The sequence below is a fragment of the Acinetobacter sp. SH20PTE14 genome (assembly GCF_021391555.1).
GTDB classification, from domain to species: domain Bacteria; phylum Pseudomonadota; class Gammaproteobacteria; order Pseudomonadales; family Moraxellaceae; genus Acinetobacter; species Acinetobacter amyesii.
In genome coordinates this window covers 2,877,185-2,895,059 of the sequence record NZ_CP090067.1, presented here as the reverse complement: position 1 = coordinate 2,895,059, position 17,875 = coordinate 2,877,185, and the positions used below count along the sequence as shown (strand labels likewise).

General features: G+C 42.4%; 20 protein-coding genes. 7 read left to right on the top strand and 13 right to left on the bottom strand.

Going from position 1 to position 17,875, the window contains the following annotated elements; genetic code table 11:
• Window positions 1-167 precede the first annotated feature (167 nt).
• The 4 genes from LXF01_RS14110 to LXF01_RS14095 all read right to left on the bottom strand — a co-directional run bounded on the left by LXF01_RS14110 (window position 168) and on the right by LXF01_RS14095 (window position 4,043).
• Window positions 168-1,886 (bottom strand): cation:proton antiporter, encoded by a 1,719-nt coding sequence (locus tag LXF01_RS14110; RefSeq protein ID WP_233944589.1) that lies wholly within the window; start codon window positions 1,884-1,886, stop codon window positions 168-170.
• A gap of 141 nt (window positions 1,887-2,027) precedes the next feature.
• Window positions 2,028-2,183, bottom strand: coding sequence for a 50S ribosomal protein L33 (rpmG, locus tag LXF01_RS14105; RefSeq protein WP_001205031.1), 156 nt, complete (start codon window positions 2,181-2,183; stop codon window positions 2,028-2,030).
• Window positions 2,184-2,195: 12 nt separating this feature from the next.
• Window positions 2,196-2,432, bottom strand: a complete 237-nt coding sequence (rpmB, locus tag LXF01_RS14100) for a 50S ribosomal protein L28 (protein WP_000048256.1) — start codon at window positions 2,430-2,432, stop codon at window positions 2,196-2,198.
• 162 nt (window positions 2,433-2,594) lie between these two features.
• A complete protein-coding gene (locus LXF01_RS14095) occupies window positions 2,595-4,043 on the bottom strand; it encodes a coniferyl aldehyde dehydrogenase (protein WP_233944588.1) in 1,449 nt (482 codons plus the stop codon).
• 116 nt (window positions 4,044-4,159) lie between these two features.
• Between LXF01_RS14095 and LXF01_RS14090 the strand changes: the two genes are divergently transcribed.
• The 5 genes from LXF01_RS14090 (at window position 4,160) to LXF01_RS14070 (ending at window position 7,840) form a co-directional block, all read left to right on the top strand.
• Window positions 4,160-4,861 (top strand): TetR/AcrR family transcriptional regulator, encoded by a 702-nt coding sequence (locus LXF01_RS14090; RefSeq protein ID WP_180034938.1) that lies wholly within the window; start codon window positions 4,160-4,162, stop codon window positions 4,859-4,861.
• Between the two features lie 79 nt (window positions 4,862-4,940).
• The gene (gene purU / locus LXF01_RS14085) at window positions 4,941-5,807 is read left to right on the top strand and encodes a formyltetrahydrofolate deformylase (RefSeq protein ID WP_078189689.1); all 867 of its coding nucleotides are present in this window, start codon (window positions 4,941-4,943) and stop codon (window positions 5,805-5,807) included.
• A 210-nt stretch (window positions 5,808-6,017) separates the two neighbouring features.
• Window positions 6,018-6,782 carry a TonB family protein gene (locus tag LXF01_RS14080; protein WP_180084710.1) on the top strand — a complete coding sequence of 255 codons (765 nt, stop codon included), beginning with the start codon at window positions 6,018-6,020 and terminating at the stop codon, window positions 6,780-6,782.
• A gap of 30 nt (window positions 6,783-6,812) precedes the next feature.
• A complete protein-coding gene (locus LXF01_RS14075) occupies window positions 6,813-7,436 on the top strand; it encodes a MotA/TolQ/ExbB proton channel family protein (RefSeq protein ID WP_233944587.1) in 624 nt (207 codons plus the stop codon).
• The gene (locus LXF01_RS14070) at window positions 7,436-7,840 is read left to right on the top strand and encodes an ExbD/TolR family protein (RefSeq protein WP_078192724.1); all 405 of its coding nucleotides are present in this window, start codon (window positions 7,436-7,438) and stop codon (window positions 7,838-7,840) included. Before LXF01_RS14075 ends, LXF01_RS14070 begins: the two co-directional genes overlap by 1 nt.
• A gap of 83 nt (window positions 7,841-7,923) precedes the next feature.
• Here LXF01_RS14070 and msrA read toward each other — a convergent pair whose 3' ends face one another.
• The 5 genes from msrA to thyA all read right to left on the bottom strand — a co-directional run bounded on the left by msrA (window position 7,924) and on the right by thyA (window position 11,704).
• The gene (msrA, locus tag LXF01_RS14065; RefSeq protein WP_180106278.1) at window positions 7,924-8,448 is read right to left on the bottom strand and encodes a peptide-methionine (S)-S-oxide reductase MsrA; all 525 of its coding nucleotides are present in this window, start codon (window positions 8,446-8,448) and stop codon (window positions 7,924-7,926) included.
• Between the two features lie 159 nt (window positions 8,449-8,607).
• The gene (locus LXF01_RS14060) at window positions 8,608-9,066 is read right to left on the bottom strand and encodes an META domain-containing protein (RefSeq protein ID WP_180062929.1); all 459 of its coding nucleotides are present in this window, start codon (window positions 9,064-9,066) and stop codon (window positions 8,608-8,610) included.
• An 84-nt stretch (window positions 9,067-9,150) separates the two neighbouring features.
• Window positions 9,151-10,221: an Lnb N-terminal periplasmic domain-containing protein gene (locus tag LXF01_RS14055; protein WP_233944586.1), complete on the bottom strand. Its 1,071-nt coding sequence runs from the start codon at window positions 10,219-10,221 to the stop codon at window positions 9,151-9,153.
• Window positions 10,222-10,248: 27 nt separating this feature from the next.
• Window positions 10,249-10,761, bottom strand: a complete 513-nt coding sequence (locus tag LXF01_RS14050) for a dihydrofolate reductase (RefSeq protein ID WP_168377882.1) — start codon at window positions 10,759-10,761, stop codon at window positions 10,249-10,251.
• A 100-nt stretch (window positions 10,762-10,861) separates the two neighbouring features.
• Window positions 10,862-11,704, bottom strand: coding sequence for a thymidylate synthase (gene thyA, locus LXF01_RS14045; protein WP_078189681.1), 843 nt, complete (start codon window positions 11,702-11,704; stop codon window positions 10,862-10,864).
• Between the two features lie 560 nt (window positions 11,705-12,264).
• Here thyA and LXF01_RS14040 point away from each other — a divergent pair.
• Window positions 12,265-12,777: a peptidoglycan amidohydrolase family protein gene (locus tag LXF01_RS14040; protein WP_180093301.1), complete on the top strand. Its 513-nt coding sequence runs from the start codon at window positions 12,265-12,267 to the stop codon at window positions 12,775-12,777.
• Window positions 12,778-12,799: 22 nt separating this feature from the next.
• On the opposite strand, the gene LXF01_RS14035 is transcribed toward LXF01_RS14040, so the two are convergent.
• The 3 genes from LXF01_RS14035 to lgt all read right to left on the bottom strand — a co-directional run bounded on the left by LXF01_RS14035 (window position 12,800) and on the right by lgt (window position 14,530).
• Entirely contained in the window at window positions 12,800-13,168 is a 369-nt protein-coding gene (locus LXF01_RS14035; RefSeq protein ID WP_233944585.1) for a hypothetical protein, read from the bottom strand.
• Complete coding sequence (locus tag LXF01_RS14030; protein WP_233944584.1) at window positions 13,169-13,561, bottom strand: hypothetical protein; 393 nt, start codon at window positions 13,559-13,561, stop codon at window positions 13,169-13,171.
• 156 nt (window positions 13,562-13,717) lie between these two features.
• The gene (lgt, locus tag LXF01_RS14025; RefSeq protein ID WP_180007176.1) at window positions 13,718-14,530 is read right to left on the bottom strand and encodes a prolipoprotein diacylglyceryl transferase; all 813 of its coding nucleotides are present in this window, start codon (window positions 14,528-14,530) and stop codon (window positions 13,718-13,720) included.
• A 93-nt stretch (window positions 14,531-14,623) separates the two neighbouring features.
• On the opposite strand from lgt, the gene LXF01_RS14020 reads away from it, so the two are divergent.
• Window positions 14,624-15,403: an NRDE family protein gene (locus LXF01_RS14020; RefSeq protein WP_078192717.1), complete on the top strand. Its 780-nt coding sequence runs from the start codon at window positions 14,624-14,626 to the stop codon at window positions 15,401-15,403.
• A gap of 41 nt (window positions 15,404-15,444) precedes the next feature.
• Here the strand turns inward: LXF01_RS14020 and LXF01_RS14015 are convergent, their stop codons facing one another.
• Window positions 15,445-17,661 (bottom strand): PhoX family protein, encoded by a 2,217-nt coding sequence (locus tag LXF01_RS14015; RefSeq protein WP_180156968.1) that lies wholly within the window; start codon window positions 17,659-17,661, stop codon window positions 15,445-15,447.
• Window positions 17,662-17,875: the final 214 nt, after the last annotated feature.

Sequence of the window (17,875 nt, the reverse complement as noted above, 5' to 3'; positions counted from 1 at the left end):
TTTGAAGTATTTAACATGATGCTTCGTTTGATGCTTATTTTATCAATATATTTTTTAAATTCAATTATTTGTAATTTTAAAATTAATGAATTATATCCATTAAAAAAAAGGCGATGCTTAAATGCATCGCCTTTTTGGTATCACCTTTAAGCGCTTAATTTGACATCTTAGTGTGTCGGTGTTTGGTGATGGGCAATTTGGATTTGATTTAAAATATGATTGCTCATATTTTTCGCCATTTCCTCTTTGGCATAATAAACCTCACCGACATTGTCACGACGAATGACTTCAGCTTCTTCTTTACTTTCCGCACACACCAATACTTGGATAGAAGGATTCAGCATTTTGGCAATATCGACAATTTTATGAATATCTAAAATATCCATAGGTGAAATGACCAAAAGGCGTGCGTGTTGAATATGCGCTTGAATTAAAACCCCAGGTTCTGTTGCTACACCGGATACCGCAGCGATGCCTTTTTCCCGCAAGTTTTCCACGATTTCACGGTTTTCTTCAGCAATAACCACTTTAATGTTTTCATTCATTAATTCGCGGGTAATACGGCGACCGACTTCACCATGACCAATCAGCACCACCTGATCACGCAGATAATCCTGTGAGACCTCATCCGGCAACATGGCTAATGGGTCACTACTACGTTCCAGTAAACGGGCCAAATTCGAGCGCTCACGGATGAGTCGCTGCATAGGCTCGATGGCAGAAAATACAAATGAATTTAGCGTAATCGAGATTAATGCACCTGCCAATATCAGGTTTTGTCCTTCCATGGAAAGGAGGTTTAGAGATACACCTAAGGTCGCCAAAATAAACGAGAACTCACCAATCTGCGCCAAACTCGCCCCAACGGTTAATGCGGTATTGATGGGGTAACGGAAGAACAACACCAACGCCATTGCAGCGATGGTCTTACCAATCATGATAATGCCGACCACAGCTAAGACGTGAAGCGGTTGTTCAATCAAGATCCGTGGATCAAACAGCATGCCGACGGAGACGAAAAACAAAATCGAAAAAATTTCACGAAGCGGCAGAGTTTCTTCTTCTGCACGATGACTAAAGTCCGACTCTTTGACCACCATGCCGGCAAAAAATGCGCCCAGTGCCATGGATACACCAAATACCTTGTAGGCACCAAAGGCAATAGACACGGCTGCTGCAACCACGGTAAGCGTGAATAATTCACGTGAGCCTAAGCGTGCAACCACTTGCATAATCATTGGCACTAAGCGTTTACCAATGATCAGCATGAAGGCAATAAAGCCAGCAACTTTGAGTAAAGTTAGACCTAAGGTCAGCCAAATATTTTCATCAGCACTGCTTGATGTGAGCGGTTGACCGCCAAGCAGTACGGCAGTAGCAGGCAGAAGGACGAGGACCAAAACCATCACCAAGTCTTCAACCAATAGCCAACCCACGGCAATTTTACCATTGACGGAGTTGAGTAAGCCGCGATCACCTAAGGCTTTGAGTAGAACGACAGTACTTGCACACGACAAACTTAAGCCAAACACTAAGGCTGAGCCCATGCTCCAGCCCCAAAGCATGGAAATTCCCATACCCAGTAAGGTCGCCACTGCAATTTGTAAAATGGCACCGGGCAAAGCAATACGACGGACTTGCATCAAATCATTGAGTGAAAAGTGCATACCCACGCCAAACATCAGGAACATGACACCGAGTTCGGCCAACTGGTTAGCGAGATGGATGTCACCAACTACTCCAGGCGTATTTGGGCTAATAATAATACCGGCAATCAGATAGCCGATGAGGGGAGGAAGTCGCAGGCGCGCAGCTATATAGCCAAAAATTAAGGCAAAACCAAAGCCAACAGCAAGTAATATTATGAGTTCTACATCATGAGGCACTAAAAACTCCTTAAGCCTAAGTTAAGGGTAAAAAAGACAAGCACAAAAAGTGCCAAAAGCATTTTGAAAGTTTAGCAATTCGAATAAAAAAAATGCAAAAAAAAACGACCTAAGCAGGTCGTTTTTTTCAAAAAACTAAAATTATTTGATTTTAGCTTCTTTGAAAATTACGTGTTGACGGATTTTTGGATCAAATTTTTTGATTTCCATTTTTTCCGGCATAGTACGTTTGTTCTTAGTGGTAGTGTAGAAATAACCTGTACCAGCAGAAGAAACTAGGCGAATTTTATCACGCATGTTCGTAGCTCCTTAGATCTTTTGACCTTGAGCACGTAGGTCAGCAACAACCTTTTCGATGCCCAATTTGTCGATAATACGCATACCTTTAGTAGTTAGACGAAGACGTACGAAACGTTTTTCGCTTTCTAACCAAAAACGGTGGTGATGCAGGTTCGGCTCGAACCGGCGTTTAGTTTTGTTGTTGGCGTGTGAGACGTTGTTACCAACGACTGGACGCTTGCCGGTAACTTGGCAAACCTTAGACATGGTGTAACTCCATTGATTTAGCCAACAGCAAATCTGTATGGCCAGTCAAAAAAAACATTGAATTCATTCAAGGGGCGTTTTATATCAAAAATGCGCTTAAAAGACAAGCGATTTTGCATAAAACGAACGATCACCTAGTGTGATCGTTCATGCCTTGATCGTTTATCGAAGAAGTGTCTTCGAAATCAGTTTGTGGATCGGCTTATTGAACGGTGGAAGAATGAATTTCAAACTATAGAGTTTTGGATTCGACATCACCGAGCGTTCATGCGACAAACTGAAGAAACCTTCTGGACCATGATATTTCCCCATACCCGAAGCCCCCACACCGCCAAACGGCAGGTCATCTTGAGCAACATGGGTTAATACCGTGTTTTGTCCGAAATGTCCTGAATGGGTACGTGTTGCGACATAGTCGGCACGTGCCTGATCAAAGTCGAAATAGTATAAAGCAAGTGGACGAGGACGGCTATTAATAAAAGCAATAACCTCGTCAATTTGATCATATTCCATGATCGGAAGGATCGGACCGAATATTTCATGCTGCATAATTTGCATGTCTGGAGTGACACCTGTTAACACAGTCGGTGCAATTTTACGTACAGCGTCCACATCTTCATTTTGTGGGTTAAAACTGATGATTTGTGCGCCTTGATCACGCGCATCTTCTAAATAACCTTGTAGGCGGTTGTACTGCTTGTCATTAATAATCGAGGTGTAGTCCTGATTATGAGCAATACTTGGGTACATAGCTTCAACGCACACTTTATAGTGATTTAAAAATTCAGCAGTTTTACCACGAGGTAAGAACACATAATCAGGTGCAACACAAGTTTGACCTGCATTCCAAAGTTTACCAACCGCAAGACGCTGTGCAACATCCGCAAGGTCAATAGACGGATGAACCAATACAGGTGACTTTCCGCCTAATTCTAAAATCACAGGAACTAAGTTTTCAGACGCTGCCGCCATGACGGTTTTACCGACATTGGTTGAGCCAGTAAAAATCATTTTATCGAAGGCAAGGTGACTAAACGCATCTGAAATTGGGCCACCACCGTTGACGACTGCGACCAATTCTTGAGGAAATGCTTCTGCGAGGGCTTTTTCTAATACATCACCGAATGCCGCAGAGGCACTCGAGATTTTGATCATGGCATGGTTGCCCGCAGCCAAAGCACAAATCAGTGGACCTATAGAAAGAAGCAGTGGGTAGTTCCATGGCGTAATAATGCCGACGACACCAAGTGGTTGATATTGCACCCATGCTTTTGCAGGTTGATGAATAATTCCGACATGGCGTTTGGATGGTTTCATCCAGTCTGTCAAATGCTTGCTATAATATTTGATGTGTTCAAGACATGTGAGCAACTCACCAATCTTGGTTTCACCAATAGAACGGTTACCATAATCTTGATTAATTGCATCAGCAAATTGATCTTGATACTTAACTAAGATACGCTTAAGCCGAGCCAAACGGTCAATACGTTCCTTCGCTGTAGGCAATGGGTAACGTAAATACGATTGTTTCTGCTGTTCCAACATATTGTTGAGATGCTGGTGATCAAAAGAATGTGGTGTCATTGAAGTTGTTTTTGTTTGACTATTCATGTCGCACGACCATATCCAAATTAGCGATTAATTAATTTTTAGAGCAAATACTCTAAATAGTCAAGTTACTTTATGTGTTAGTGTTCTAATGCTTTGAAATAAATGGTTGTTTTAGGATGTCTCACACCAAAACCTTAAAAACGAAAGAACGTATTTTGCAGCTGAGTTTGCAGTTGTTTAATGAGCGTGGCGAGCGTTCAGTGACAACCAATCATATTGCTGCTGAACTGGGAATGAGCCCAGGTAACTTGTATTACCATTTCCGAAATAAAAGTGAAATTATTAAGGAATTAATGGAGCAATATCAGCAAGAAACGCTAGAAATGTTAGCGCTTCCTGATGATCGTCAATTAGATGCCAATGATAAAATTCGCTATTTTCAAGTATTAAGTAGCCAATTATGGGCTTATCGCTTTTTACATCGTGATGTTTATCACTTGGTCGAAAATAATGAAGATTTCCGTAAAATGTATCCACGTTTTGCCGGTCAAGTCATGCAACAAGGGCAGAAAATTTATCGTGCCTTTGTTGATGCAGGCTTAATGCAGATGACCGATTCTGAAATTGAGGCCTTAACCATTAACTTGTGGATCGTGCTGACCAACTGGACCAACTTCCTTTATATGTCGGGCCATATTACTGACTCCAACACTTTGGAAGAAAAGTGGGTGTGGCAAGCACTGCGACAAATGGTGTTCTTAGAAGGCGCATATCTACGTGGTGAAAGCCGTGAAACCTATGAGCGACTGCTCGAAACTTTAGGGCCGTCGGACTTATTTGCAAGTCTTTCAAACGTAAAGCATCAGGTTACTGAATAAGACTATTTAGTCTGGCTTTAAAAAGCGTTAGAATACTCGGCTCTTTTTTCAATTTAACTGATTAGTGATATAAACCAACATGAATATGTCGACCGCTAACACAGCACGCTTACTCATTACCTGTGAAGATAAACCAGGGATTGTGCAAGCTGTATCGAGCTTTTTGTATCATCAGGGAGCAAATATTACCGCACTTGATCAATACGCGACTGAAGCTCAAGGGGGGCGATACTTCATGCGTGTTGAGTTCGAATTGGACAATTTACAAAGCCGTAAAGAAAGTCTAACTCAAACATTTGCGAGCAATGTTGCTGAGCGTTACAACATGCACTGGCGTTTAGCTTTAGTCAGTGATGTGAAGAAAGTCGGTATCTTGGTGTCTAAAGTTGACCATGCATTGCTTGAACTGTTGTGGCGTCATGCACGTGGTGGTTTGCCATGTGAAATCACCAAAGTCGTGTCTAATCACGAGGCTTTACGTGAATCTGTAGAAAATTTCGGTATTCCGTTTGAAGTTGTTCCTGTGAATAAAGAAAACAAACGTGAAGCTTATGAGCAAATTGATCAGTTGATGCAAGGCAATGATTTGCTCGTTCTTGCTCGTTATATGCAAATTTTAGACGAAGAATTTGTTCAAAAATGGGAAATGAAAGTGATCAATATTCACCATTCATTCCTCCCAGCCTTTGTTGGTGCAAACCCATATAAGCAAGCGCATGAAAAAGGCGTGAAACTGATTGGTGCAACAGCGCACTATGTGACTGCTGATCTTGACCAAGGTCCGATTATTGAGCAAGACGTAGAGCGTGTCAGTCACGACTTTACCGTTGAACAATTGCGTGAGTTAGGTCAGGACGTAGAGCGTAATGTACTCGCACGTGCAGTCAAATGGCATCTTGAAGATCGTATTATTGTCGATGGTAATAAAACTGTTGTATTTCAATAAAACGAGATGAATTTTTGAATAAAAGGGCATACTTTAGGTATGCCTTTTTTATATTATGATTAAAAAAAGTCATTAAAACTGACGAATTAATAGTTGCAAATGAAAACACTTCTCATTTATTATTGCCGTACTTTAATTGTGCTAACCGATGAGCATGATTGTATTTTTGACAAAATAAATGCAATCGCTTCTTCAAGGTAACTGAGTTTAATGAGTCAATCTCCCGCTCCAATGATGCAATCACCTAACCCGATGAAAAAGAAAATCATTACTGCGCTTCTCGCTGTTGTGGTAGGGCATATGGGGGTATTGTGGGCGGTCAGCAATATGAAAGCACCAGAACTTAAACCGATCGAAAAAGATCCGATTAAAGTTCGCTTTGTGAAGATTGTTGAAGAGAAAAAACCAGAACCTCCGAAGCCAAAACCAGAACCGAAGAAAGAGCCACCAAAGCCAAAAGAAGTTAAAATTGTAGATAAGCCTTTACCACCTCCACCGAAGAAAGTGGAAAAAGTGGAACAGGTGAAAAAGAAAGATGCGCCGAAACCAACTGTTGAAGCGGTCAAAAACGTACCACCAACACCTGTTGTTTCAACTGTGGTTTCTGAAACGAAAGTCGTTCGTGTTGAACCAACACCTCCGGCACCTGTTGTACCACCACCTGCGCCTCCAGCACCACCTGCGCCACCGACACCTAAAACAGTCAGCATTGGTAATGGTGTCAGTTGGATTAAGAAACCGAATGTTCAATTTGAAGATGGTGAATTAAAAGCGTCGTGTACAGTTGAAGTTGCGATTGCAGCAAGTGCTGAAGGTAAAGTCGAATCAGCAACGATTAAAAACTCGACTTGTGGCGCTGCTGTAAACCGTAAAGTGACTGCTGCAGTGAAGCGTGCACGTTTATCCAAATATATTGATAATGGTGTGGCAACTCCGACGCGAGTTGATCAACCATTCAACTTTAAACTTAATTAAGATTCCGGCTAACCCATTAGGAGTTCGAATATGAACTTTTCAGTTTATTGGCAACATGCAGATGCAGTCAGCAAAACACTGTATTTCGTGTTACTTGCAATGTCGATTGCGACTTGGACGATCTTCGTTCTTCGTATTATGGGCACACGTCAGCTCAAGCAAGTGGCATATAACCACCTTGCAGATGCACTAAGCAAACTGAAAGCGAAATTTGCTCCTTTAGCTTTTGAACAACGTAAGGCTGTGGCAGAACAAGCGTTACTACGTCAAATTTCGGTAGAAAAAGCTAATGCTGAAAAAGGCGTATCTGTATTGGGTACGATTGCTTCAATTGCACCGTTCGTAGGTTTGTTCGGTACAGTGTGGGGTATTTTCCATGCCCTTGTAGCAGTGGGTAAAAGCGGTCAAGCGGGTTTAGCGCAAGTGGCAACTCCAGTCGGTGAAGCTTTGATCATGACCGGTCTTGGTTTGGCTGTGGCGATTCCTGCGGTATTGGCTTATAACATTTGTGTTCGTTTTAACCGTACACTGTCGAATGAATTGCAAGATCAAGCGCATGGTTTATTGATTGATACTATGTTGCAACAAGAATCTGCAGCGAAGAAAGAAAACGTGAAAACTGCACAGCAAAGTTTAGCTGGAGGTCAAGCTTAATGGCTTTTCAATTGGGTGAAGACAACGATGCTGGCATGAATGAGATGAACCTCATTCCGCTCATCGATATTATGTTGGTATTGATGATCATCTTCTTGGTGACTGCGACTGTTGCCAACCCATCAATTCCATTAACCTTGCCACAAACGACTGCAGAAGTGATTGATCTGCCAACTGAAAGCGTAACCATCAGCATTAACTCAGCGGGTGATATTGCTTGGAATGGTGATATTGTCACGCTCGAAGATTTAGAAAGTCGTCTAAATACAGCTGGTCAGCAAGAACGTAAGCCTGCATTGGTATTAAAAGCCGATAAAGAATCACGTTATGACACAGTTGCACAAGTGATGTCGCGTGCGAGTGGAGCCGGACTCAGCGATATCGCCTTTGCCAGTGATAACTAAGCACTGAGCTAAGATAGAAAAAAAGCGACTGAAATGTCGCTTTTTTTTATGTCTCTATTTTGAAAAGACGTCGTACAAATAGATCACTCAGATTTGAGTAGGTCTTGAAATTTGCTACGTAATTTCATGAGTTTAGGTGGTATTGAGAAATTACAATAGCCTTGGTTTGGGTTACGTGCAAAGAAGTTCTGATGATATTCTTCGGCAGGGTAGAAGGTCGGCATTGGACTCAGTTCAGTCACAATATTGATGCCTTCAGCTTTTAATTCTTCAATACGTTGTTGAGCAAGCTGCTTTTGTGATTCATCCTGATAGAAAATCACTGAGCGATACTGTGTACCGACATCATTGCCTTGACGGTTCAGCGTGGTTGGATCGTGAGTTGCGAAAAATACATCTAGCAATTGGCTAAAACTGATTTGGCTGTCATCAAAATTGATCTGAATGACTTCTGCATGTTGGGTGTTTCCCTCACAGATTTGCTCATAGCTCGGATGCTGAGTAACTCCCCCTGCATAACCACTGACGACTGTTTGCACGCCCTTTAGTTGTAGAAAAACTGCTTCTACACACCAAAAGCACCCACCACCAAATACCGCTTGTTGCATAGTGAAATCCTATCTTGTTCCCTGATGTTTAATATGGGGTTATAGCTAAAAACTGCAATGTACGTCTGTATACTAATCACAAGTTTATGTGCATTAAATGTCTCTGGCATGACTGAACAGTGAATAAAAAAGTCTGCCGAAGCAGACTTTTAAAATGATTTAACGCGGTTGAACAGCGCTTTCATATTGAATTAATAAATTGCCGTGACGGTCTAGCAATTTCAAGGTTTTTCCAAAAACTTGATAATGCGTTACCTTTTCGAGTGCTGAATGGTACTGTCGCTCTAGCCCATTGTTATTGAGACAAGCCATTTGTGTCGCAGCAATCGGGCCAAACGTTATGGTGTCTTTGCCAGCATTATAGCCACCCATTATACGATTACAGCCGTCTGCACCTGAGACACGTTTTGAAGCCGCATCGAATTGAATGCTTGGAATATTATGCGCATTGGGTGCTGTTTTGATTGGAGTGTTGCCAATCTGAGTGGCAATCCAAGTACGATTCTGTAATAGGTTTAAATTTTCAGTTATGGTGTTGTCTTGTGCAGGCATGCTTTCACAGCCTGTCACCACTAAAGTTGAAACCAAAGTTGCAGCAACAAATATTTGTTTTAGCATCGGAATTTCCCCGCGGAAGCATTTCAACTATCTAAGCAAATATCGCACAGATAAGCTAGCCATATTTGTATCAATATTTAAGAATTACAATTGATTGGCGCTTGGATTGGACTGTGAATGCGGCAAACCTTGTCGAATTAATTTGGAATATTGTTCACTGCTCAGTTGCTTGATTTGAGAGACACGAGGGTTAACATGGGCTTTTTGATACCATGTTTTCATATCCCAATTTTGGTCTATGGCATGGAGGTCATATAAATAATTCGGCAAATAACCGGATGCAAATAAGCGGTAATCGGTTGGAAGTTGATGTTTGGAAACCGCTTGAATCATGTCAAAAACCAGTGTTGTACAATTACTGGTGAGCGTGTTGTACCATTTAGGTTGAGTCTGTAGTTCATCAGCTTTATGGAGATATTCAATAAACAGCGCCTGCATTTCAGATTTTGGCATGTTTACGGGGAAGAAATAGACCTGTTCTCCGCGTGTATTGCTACGAGTATAGATGATATCTTTTTCATCAGATGCAATAAGGCTCAGTTCATATTTACGGAAAAAACCACCAATCGCAGAGAATTCTTCATTTTTCTCTTTGCGAATTTCAATCGAAAATGTCAGCGGTGGTCGGTCAGCAAAATCAAAACTGACCAAGGTATGGGCGATTTGCGGCCCCATCCAATACGAGGTAATGATGTTGACGCCATTGATTTGACTTAGGTCATATTGGCGGGTTTCCCAATGTGGGGTATAGCTACCATCGGCATGCCAGTCGAAATTACGCACATTGTGCAAGGTGACAAGATTGCCTTGCTTTTCATAATGTAGAATTTCTGCTACTTCAGGATTCCATTCACGATCTTGGCGTGCTTCCATGCCAAAATACCAAAATAGACCACAGATAAAGCCCACAATATAAATCAAGACATCTTTACGACGGCTAAAAAAGTGTTGGGTAATATAGATGCCTAAAATGCTCAGGGCAAAAGCGATCCAGATCCCAATGATAATGCGGCTGCCTAACCAGCCTGCCGGTTGCTGTATCCACAGGGCGGCACAGAGCCAAATCGAAGAACAGAGGACAAACACACTAAATAGAGCATGAAGAATACTTCGCCCTATTTTTTTGAACATTGCTTGTTGGTCTCTCTGTTGCATATTTTTCTTTTAGCTTAAGATTTTTCTTTATTTTCGGTAAGTTGCGAACTCAAAAGCAATCCCAGTTTTGTCGTCGATGTGTTGTTCTGACGCCACTTTTTGAAAGTCCGCAGGAATTTCAGGATAATGCGCATCACCTTGAACATCGAGTTCAACATGTGTGAGTTCTAAACGGTCTGCGATGCCGATGGTTTGCTTAAAAATTTCACCACCACCAATAATAAAAAGACTCGTTGGTTTTTCTGAACTTGCGACATCAGCAACAGCTTGCGTTAACGCCTCGTCGATACTATATGCAACTTTGGTGCCTTCAAATGACCAATTGCTATCTCGTGTAATGACCCAATTGACACGCTTCGGTAGGGTACGTCCCATAGACTCTAAGGTTTTGCGTCCCATAACCACCACACCACCTTGGGTGATGGCTTTAAAGTGCTGTAAATCGGCAGAAATATGCCACGGCAAATCATTCCCTTTACCAATGCAGCGCTGCTGATCCATAGCGACAACGTGCACGATTTCTAAATTTTGAAATGCCATAGTTTGAACTCAAATAGCCGAAATATTTGCCGTCTATTAGAATGCAAAATCCCGCTTGAGGTAAAGCAGGATTTTGCTTTTCACTTGGGATTTCTAAAAATTAAACAGCAACAGGGGCTTTAATCGCAGGATGTGATTCATAACCTACAATTTCAATATCTTCAAATTTAAAATCGAAAAGATCGGTAATTTCAGGATTGAGTTTTAATTGGCACAGACCCATTGGTTCACGTGTCAATTGCAACTGCGCTTGTTCGAAATGGTTGGCATACAAATGTGTATCCCCACCGGTCCAAACGAAGTCACCTACACCTAGACCACAAACTTGTGCAATCATGTGTGTTAACAGGGCATAGCTGGCAATGTTAAACGGCACACCCAGGAAAACGTCAGCACTACGTTGATATAATTGGCAAGATAATTTTCCGTTTTGAACAAAAAATTGAAACAAGGTATGGCATGGTGGCAATGCAACATTACCTGCCTCATTTGGGTTCCAACCAGACACGATTAGACGACGTGAGTTAGGATTGGTTTTGATTTCATTGACCAACCATTTAATTTGGTCAAAACCATCTTGTTCATATAGGCCATCGGCTTTTTTGGTCGCACCGAAATTACGCCATTGATGACCGTAAACAGGACCTAATTCGCCGGCAGGACGACCGAAGCGTGCAGTTTGTTCTGCTGTAGACCATTCATCCCAAATGGAGACTTTATTGTCTTGCAAATATTGAACATTGGTATCGCCTTTAAGGAACCACAACAGTTCAATCACGATAGAGCGGAAATGAACTTTCTTGGTGGTGAGTAAAGGGAAACCTTGAGAAAGATCGAAGCGCATTTGATGACCAAATACAGAACGTGTTCCCGTACCCGTACGGTCGCCCTTGTCGCCGCCGTTGTCGAGAATGTGTTGTAAAAGGTCTAAATACTGGCGCATGTCTCTCTCATAATTTGCTAAATTTCTTGTGGCATATATTAGCTTGTTTTGCGTGTGGAAGGAACTGTGATGGGCGCTTGAATATGGTCAGGTTTAAAAAATCCAAAACATACGGTGTTTATTGGGTGATGACCAAATTTTGCAGGCAACAAGCGCTGGATTTTCTGAGTTGAAGACGTCTATTAATAACAACTACATCAAGCGTTAACGAGACAATATGTCTGTTAAATCAAGCATGAGCTTAGAAGACTTAAGCTCTATTGTTTGTATATTGAGCGATGCTTCATTCGCAGCGTTGAAAAAAATACAGATAAGTTTGATTAAAAAATAAACGTGATTTTTCTCATTATGAAGATATGATTTTGGGCTATTATTTCTGAATAAGAGTTTGATATCAAAAATAAATCTATTTGAATTAAAAATAGACGGTTGTATTTAAATGTGAAGATTTGTTTAAGAAATCTTACATTTTTTACATGAAAAAACATGATTTACGCGGTACTATCACCCTCGTTAAAATTTTTGAATGCCTAAATATAGGCGGGAGTGTGGGTTAAAGAATGGCTTATGATCACAATGTAAACTTGAGTGAAGTGCATGCTCCAGTTCAGGCAAATATCATAATTCGTTCTCAGGCGAGTAAAAATACGGGCAAGTCCAATACCACTCAAAAAGCAGCGACTAAAAATGTGGTATCCCGAAATGGTCAGCGTATCGATATCGATCGTTTGACTGGATTTTTACAAGGCATTACCCGCAAAAGCAGTACTCAGAAATGTGCCCGCAGTGTTCGTTTAGCACTTGAGTCCGCAGGGGCACGTTTTAACGGTCACCCCGTTGCCGCAGCAGATTGGGGCAGCACATTACAAAAAATTGGTTATCAAAAAATTAATTTAGCGTTTGATCGACCTAAGAAAGGCGATATTTATATTATCGACCGCAATCAAAGTAGCCGTTATGGTCATATCGCAGCATATTCAGGTAAGGATTGGGTGTCTGATTATCGTCAAGCGGGTTATGCGGTCTATCGAACTCCAAATGTGAAATATAGCTATTATCGCTTAGCGGATTAACAGCCCGTGGCTGAATAAAAGGTTAGTCTTCAAACCTTTTTGCACGCTGACTGTAGATCGAGACGATAAATAATCCAATTGCAGTAAAGCCCACACATTGCAGCGCTAAAATCCAGCGTTGCTCATTGGGTAGAAAATAAATTAAGCACATTAAACATAAAATGGGCAAACCAGCCAAACCGCATTTTAATGACGGAGACAGTGTTTTCAATCTATCTTGTCTGAGCTTATAAAGCAGATCAATCATCAAACCAATCGCTAAACTTATGCCCGCAAAGCGGGGATCAAGTTGTTTTTGTTCAGCGCATAGAAAAATAAGCACGCAGGTACTGATACAAATGATGAGCTTGATTTGTCTGTTACAGCGCTCAGAGTACCAAAACGTCAGCATTTAAACCTTACCTTCGGGCGAAGTTTTCTCGTTTTTATTCAGCAGTGAAATCGGGGAGAGCAGGCAGATTGCCAAAGCCATAAAGCCAATGCCTTGAGCACCCGGAATCAAAATTTCACCCTTATTCATGTTGATAAAAACCAAAGCCAACAGCAGTGCAATCGGTATCCACGTCAATAAACGATAGAGTAAACCAGTTGGGTTTTTTGCTGCAAAATGAATCTTACAATAACGACAAATCAGGAAAATCACGCCTGTAACCATGAACATTAGAATGGCTTGAAGTGTTAAGGGTTCCATCCAATACAAAACACCGGTCAGTACGGCCATCGCAATAAAAAACAAGATTTTTTTAAGTACAGAAACGCTGGGGTTAAACCAAAATTCAAGCATGGATCGATAGTTTAAAATTAAGCTGAATAAACTTTAGCACAGATCGGTTGTCTAATTCAGTCACTTCATGTGCAGTAAATACGTATGAAGGGATAAATTTCAGCGCATAAAAAAGCGAGGCTTAGACCTCGCTTGCTTAAAGACAATTATAAAATATTAATGATTTTTTTGTGGACCCCAGTCATAGATTTTTTTCTGGTAGGCATACCACATCATCCATAGTCCAATCAGAATCATCGGAACTGTCAGGAACTGACCTTTACTCATCCATCCGATGAACAGTTGACCATTGTCCGGCTCACGGAAGAATTCAACGGTGAAGCGTGCGATTCCATATCCGATGAGGAACAAGGCTGAAACGGCATAACGTGGACGAGGTTTTGAACTAAACCACCACAGCACGATAAACAGAATTAAACCTTCACAGAGGGCTTGATAGAGCTGCGACGGATGGCGCACCAACTGAAGCGGATCGGTCGGGAAGATCATGCCGAAAGCAAAATTTGGGTCAGTCACTGCACGACCATATAGTTCGCCACCAATAAAGTTCCCAATACGACCAAACATTAAGCCTGTCGGAACGCAGGGTGCAATAAAGTCGAGGGTCTGGAACCAAGTCATTTTATATTTCTTGCACCACAGTAACATGGCAATCATGACCCCAAGGAAACCGCCATGGAAGCTCATGCCGCCTGTCCAAACTTGGAATAGCCACAGTGGGTTGGCAAGGAACTGATCGAAACCATAAAAGAAGACATAGCCAAAGCGTCCACCAATCACGACACCTAATGCACCATAGAAAATCAGGTCAGAGACCATTTCTGCGTTCCAGCCGTCACGTTGTTTTGCGCGGTAGCTTGCCAAGCCCCATGCAAATAAAAAGGCCAATAAATACATCAGACCATACCAGTGAACTTGTAGTGGCCCCAGTGATATCGCCACAGGGTCGATATTTGGATATGTCAGCATTGCTGTTCCTTGTCATTATGTTTTGCACAGATTTTAGCTTAATGTGCTGAAAAATGTTGTACATTCAATGTGTAAAGATATTGAGAGTTGAATATGTGCATTGTGGCTTTTGCTTGGCAGGTCTTGGATGACATGCCACTCTGCCTGATTTCGAATCGTGATGAGTTTTATCATCGACCGACGGCAGGCCTAAAGCAATGGGTAGATAGTCCGATTATTGCAGGGCAGGACTTACAGTCTGGTGGAACATGGATGGGGATAACCGCTCAAGGGCGTTGGGCGATTGTGACCAATTTTCGTGATGGTCGTGATCAGACCACATATCCCACTTCACGTGGCGCTTTGATTCAGCAATTTTTAGAATCTGAGCAAACGCCCATTCGTTTTGCGCAAGCACTTGAACAAATCCAATGTAATTATGCTGGCTTTAATTTATTCGTTGGCGATGCCACTCAAGCCGTTTATATGAGTAATCGCGGTGAAGCGCCACAAGTCTTAGCCAAAGGGGTGTATGTCACATCCAATGGTTTAATGACTGAACATTGGGAAAAGACTCGACATTTGCGTAAACGTTTCACGCAAGAATTTTTGCCGATGCTACAAAGCCAGCAACCACAGGCGGACATAGATGCCGCTGCGTGGGATATTTTGGAAGATGAACGTAAAATCATTCCAGCGCTGCTACCCAATACTGGGATTCAGACAGAGATGGAACATTTGCTGTCTTCAACCTTTATTCAAAGTCCGGTGTATGGCACCCGCTGTTCAAATTTATTGTGTATGCGGGATTCACAGTGGCATTGGCAAGAAAAACAGCAGCAGGGTGAGCAACAAGGACAGATCACCCAGATAGAAGTGCATTTAAAGCCATAAAAAAAAGCCGACGATTCGTCGGCTTATTTTTTAGAGGTGTCTTATGCGGTTTTTTGCGTTGGCTGAGCTTGTTCTACCGCTTCGCCAGCAATCACACCACCATCTTTACGGGTGATGACAACGGTCGCTGAGCGAGGACGTGAGGTCGCTGCAGCATTGGTTTGTGATGCCGGCCAGTGGCTGGTCGGTTCAGCATAGGATGCTGAATCTTCACCGGGATGTTGCACATTGATAAAAATCGCTTTGTAGTCAGGTGTCATTGTTACACCTGTGATTTCACACTCTTTTGGTCCGGTCAGGAAGCGACGTAAGTTTTCATCATTCAGTTTTGCCCCCACAATGGTTTCTTGACCCGATGAGGTCGTGGCTTTTGTACCATCACCGACTTGACCCGGAAGCGCAGCAAGCATCATACAGTTGGTGGTATCAGTATAAGCACCGTCATCGGTTTGAATCCATAACACACCACGTGGGTCGAACCACATCCCATCAGGTGATGACAAGTCATTGTTGTCATTTAGACCAGATAAGTTAATGTTGCTCGCCATTTTTGCTTCAGCACCAAACAGGTAAATATCCCAAGTAAAGCTGAGTGCTGTGGTTGTATCCCCATCTTCACGGAAACGGATAATATGACCGTTGACGTTGCCTTTACCACCTTCAGGGTCGATGTAGTTACGAGGGTTGGCAGCATCTAGTGCATGCGTCGTACCACGGTTAGAGTTATTGGTGAGGGTCACATAGACTTCACCATTGTCTGGATGCACAGCGACCCATTCAGGGCGGTCCATTTTGGTAGCACCGACAGCATCTGCGGCAAGACGTGCGAAGGTCAGCACATCTGCTTGTGAGCTAAACGGATAAACGCTGTTGCTTTGGTTTAAACCATTGACGTTATAGCTCAATTCAATCCATTGACCTTTGCCGTCGTTGTTAAATTTGGCAACGTATAACTTACCGTTGTTCATGTATTTGTCGCCCGCGGCATAGCCACCGTTGACATCTTTTTTATTCCATTTTTGGTCGGATACAAATTTATAGATGTATTCACCGCGCGAGTCATCGCCCATGTAAAACGCAAGGTTGTCATCTTCACGCAAGCGACTTGCACGGCAGTCTTCATGTGCAAAGCGACCCAGTGCAGTACGTTTTACTGGGTTTTCACGGCGGTCAAATGGATCGATTTCGACAATCCAACCAAAGGTGTTTGGACCATTACGATAATCTTCTGCTGCCTGAGTACCGGTAACATTCGCCGACCAACGGTCATATAAATCTTGAGACTCATTACTTCCAATCGCTGTTTCCCAACCATAGCGCGAGTTCGCACCCGCTTTTAGGCCATAACGGTTGAGTGCCACAATTTCAGCAGGACTACGTTTGGCATCATCGTCTTTTGCACGAGCGAAGTAACCAATGAAGTTTTCTTCTGTTGTCAGGTAAGTGCCCCAAGGGGTATAGCCATTACCGCAGTTGTTGTGTGTACCACGGGTTTGTTGACCATTGGCTGAAAACTTTGTACTGACTAAGCTTGAGCCTGCAACAGGGCCTTTAAAGTCCATTACGGTCGATGCGGTAATACGACGGTTAAATGGAGAGTTTTGTACCAGTTTAACGGCTTGAGTCTTACTGTCTTTTTCAATTTGAATCACAGAAACACCGTGTGCATTGACTTCACGGATAACTTCATCTTCAGGGCGACGACCTTCCACTTTGGTTGGGCCTTGCGGGTGCAAGAAGGTCGGGTTGATGTATTCATGATTCATTACCAACAAACCTTGGTCAGACTGCTTGGCATCATAACGTCCAGAGGTGGTATTTAAACCAAAGAAGCTCATACCGTCATGGCAGTCACCAGAGCGGAATTGGAAGCTCGGGCCAGAAGGAACATTGTTATCATCCCACGCTGGGTATGCAGGGTTAATCGAGTCACCCATCGCATATAGCACATGCGCTTGATAGCCTTCAGGAACAGTCACAATATCGTCTAAATTTTTTTTCACCGGTGTGAAATTGAACTTGGTCGGTTTTTGATTTGGATCGGTTACAGGTGGTTTGGTATTGCTATTTGAATCTGAGTCATTGTCATCATTACACCCCGTTAATGAAGATGCCAATGCAAGTGCGACTGCACCACTCGCAGTCTTGGTAATCAAGCTACGACGGCTGATGCGCTGTTCTAAAATGTCACGAAAATGAAGGTTATCCGAAGTGTTGTTATCAAGTTCTTGATCTTCGTTATATGGCATGTTTGTCATGAATTTAAATCCTGGCAAAGGTGTGCTGGGTAAAAGTTGATCACATAAAACTATCGATAAAATATGACAATGCTTTGAAGCTAATGTTGCAAACTGATGAAATAGGCGTTTGGCTTTCACGGCGTGAAAATTGCAAAACATTAAGATGGGCGCATAAAAAAAGAGGCTATCTCAGCCTCTTAGGTGTAAAACTCACCAAAATTGTCGAAACATA

What these genes read in the sequence shown, in the direction of transcription:
- rpmG (WP_001205031.1), bottom strand. Translation starts at nt 2,183, where the DNA reads ATGCGTGATAAAATTCGCCTAGTTTCTTCTGCTGGTACAGGTTATTTC.
- rpmB (WP_000048256.1), bottom strand. Translation starts at nt 2,432, where the DNA reads ATGTCTAAGGTTTGCCAAGTTACCGGCAAGCGTCCAGTCGTTGGTAAC.
- LXF01_RS14095 (WP_233944588.1), bottom strand. Translation starts at nt 4,043, where the DNA reads ATGAATAGTCAAACAAAAACAACTTCAATGACACCACATTCTTTTGAT.
- LXF01_RS14090 (WP_180034938.1), top strand. Translation starts at nt 4,160, where the DNA reads ATGTCTCACACCAAAACCTTAAAAACGAAAGAACGTATTTTGCAGCTG.
- purU (WP_078189689.1), top strand. Translation starts at nt 4,941, where the DNA reads ATGAATATGTCGACCGCTAACACAGCACGCTTACTCATTACCTGTGAA.
- LXF01_RS14080 (WP_180084710.1), top strand. Translation starts at nt 6,018, where the DNA reads ATGAGTCAATCTCCCGCTCCAATGATGCAATCACCTAACCCGATGAAA.
- LXF01_RS14075 (WP_233944587.1), top strand. Translation starts at nt 6,813, where the DNA reads ATGAACTTTTCAGTTTATTGGCAACATGCAGATGCAGTCAGCAAAACA.
- LXF01_RS14070 (WP_078192724.1), top strand. Translation starts at nt 7,436, where the DNA reads ATGGCTTTTCAATTGGGTGAAGACAACGATGCTGGCATGAATGAGATG.
- msrA (WP_180106278.1), bottom strand. Translation starts at nt 8,448, where the DNA reads ATGCAACAAGCGGTATTTGGTGGTGGGTGCTTTTGGTGTGTAGAAGCA.
- LXF01_RS14060 (WP_180062929.1), bottom strand. Translation starts at nt 9,066, where the DNA reads ATGCTAAAACAAATATTTGTTGCTGCAACTTTGGTTTCAACTTTAGTG.
- LXF01_RS14055 (WP_233944586.1), bottom strand. Translation starts at nt 10,221, where the DNA reads ATGCAACAGAGAGACCAACAAGCAATGTTCAAAAAAATAGGGCGAAGT.
- LXF01_RS14050 (WP_168377882.1), bottom strand. Translation starts at nt 10,761, where the DNA reads ATGGCATTTCAAAATTTAGAAATCGTGCACGTTGTCGCTATGGATCAG.
- thyA (WP_078189681.1), bottom strand. Translation starts at nt 11,704, where the DNA reads ATGCGCCAGTATTTAGACCTTTTACAACACATTCTCGACAACGGCGGC.
- LXF01_RS14040 (WP_180093301.1), top strand. Translation starts at nt 12,265, where the DNA reads ATGGCTTATGATCACAATGTAAACTTGAGTGAAGTGCATGCTCCAGTT.
- LXF01_RS14035 (WP_233944585.1), bottom strand. Translation starts at nt 13,168, where the DNA reads ATGCTGACGTTTTGGTACTCTGAGCGCTGTAACAGACAAATCAAGCTC.
- LXF01_RS14030 (WP_233944584.1), bottom strand. Translation starts at nt 13,561, where the DNA reads ATGCTTGAATTTTGGTTTAACCCCAGCGTTTCTGTACTTAAAAAAATC.
- lgt (WP_180007176.1), bottom strand. Translation starts at nt 14,530, where the DNA reads ATGCTGACATATCCAAATATCGACCCTGTGGCGATATCACTGGGGCCA.
- LXF01_RS14020 (WP_078192717.1), top strand. Translation starts at nt 14,624, where the DNA reads ATGTGCATTGTGGCTTTTGCTTGGCAGGTCTTGGATGACATGCCACTC.
- LXF01_RS14015 (WP_180156968.1), bottom strand. Translation starts at nt 17,661, where the DNA reads ATGACAAACATGCCATATAACGAAGATCAAGAACTTGATAACAACACT.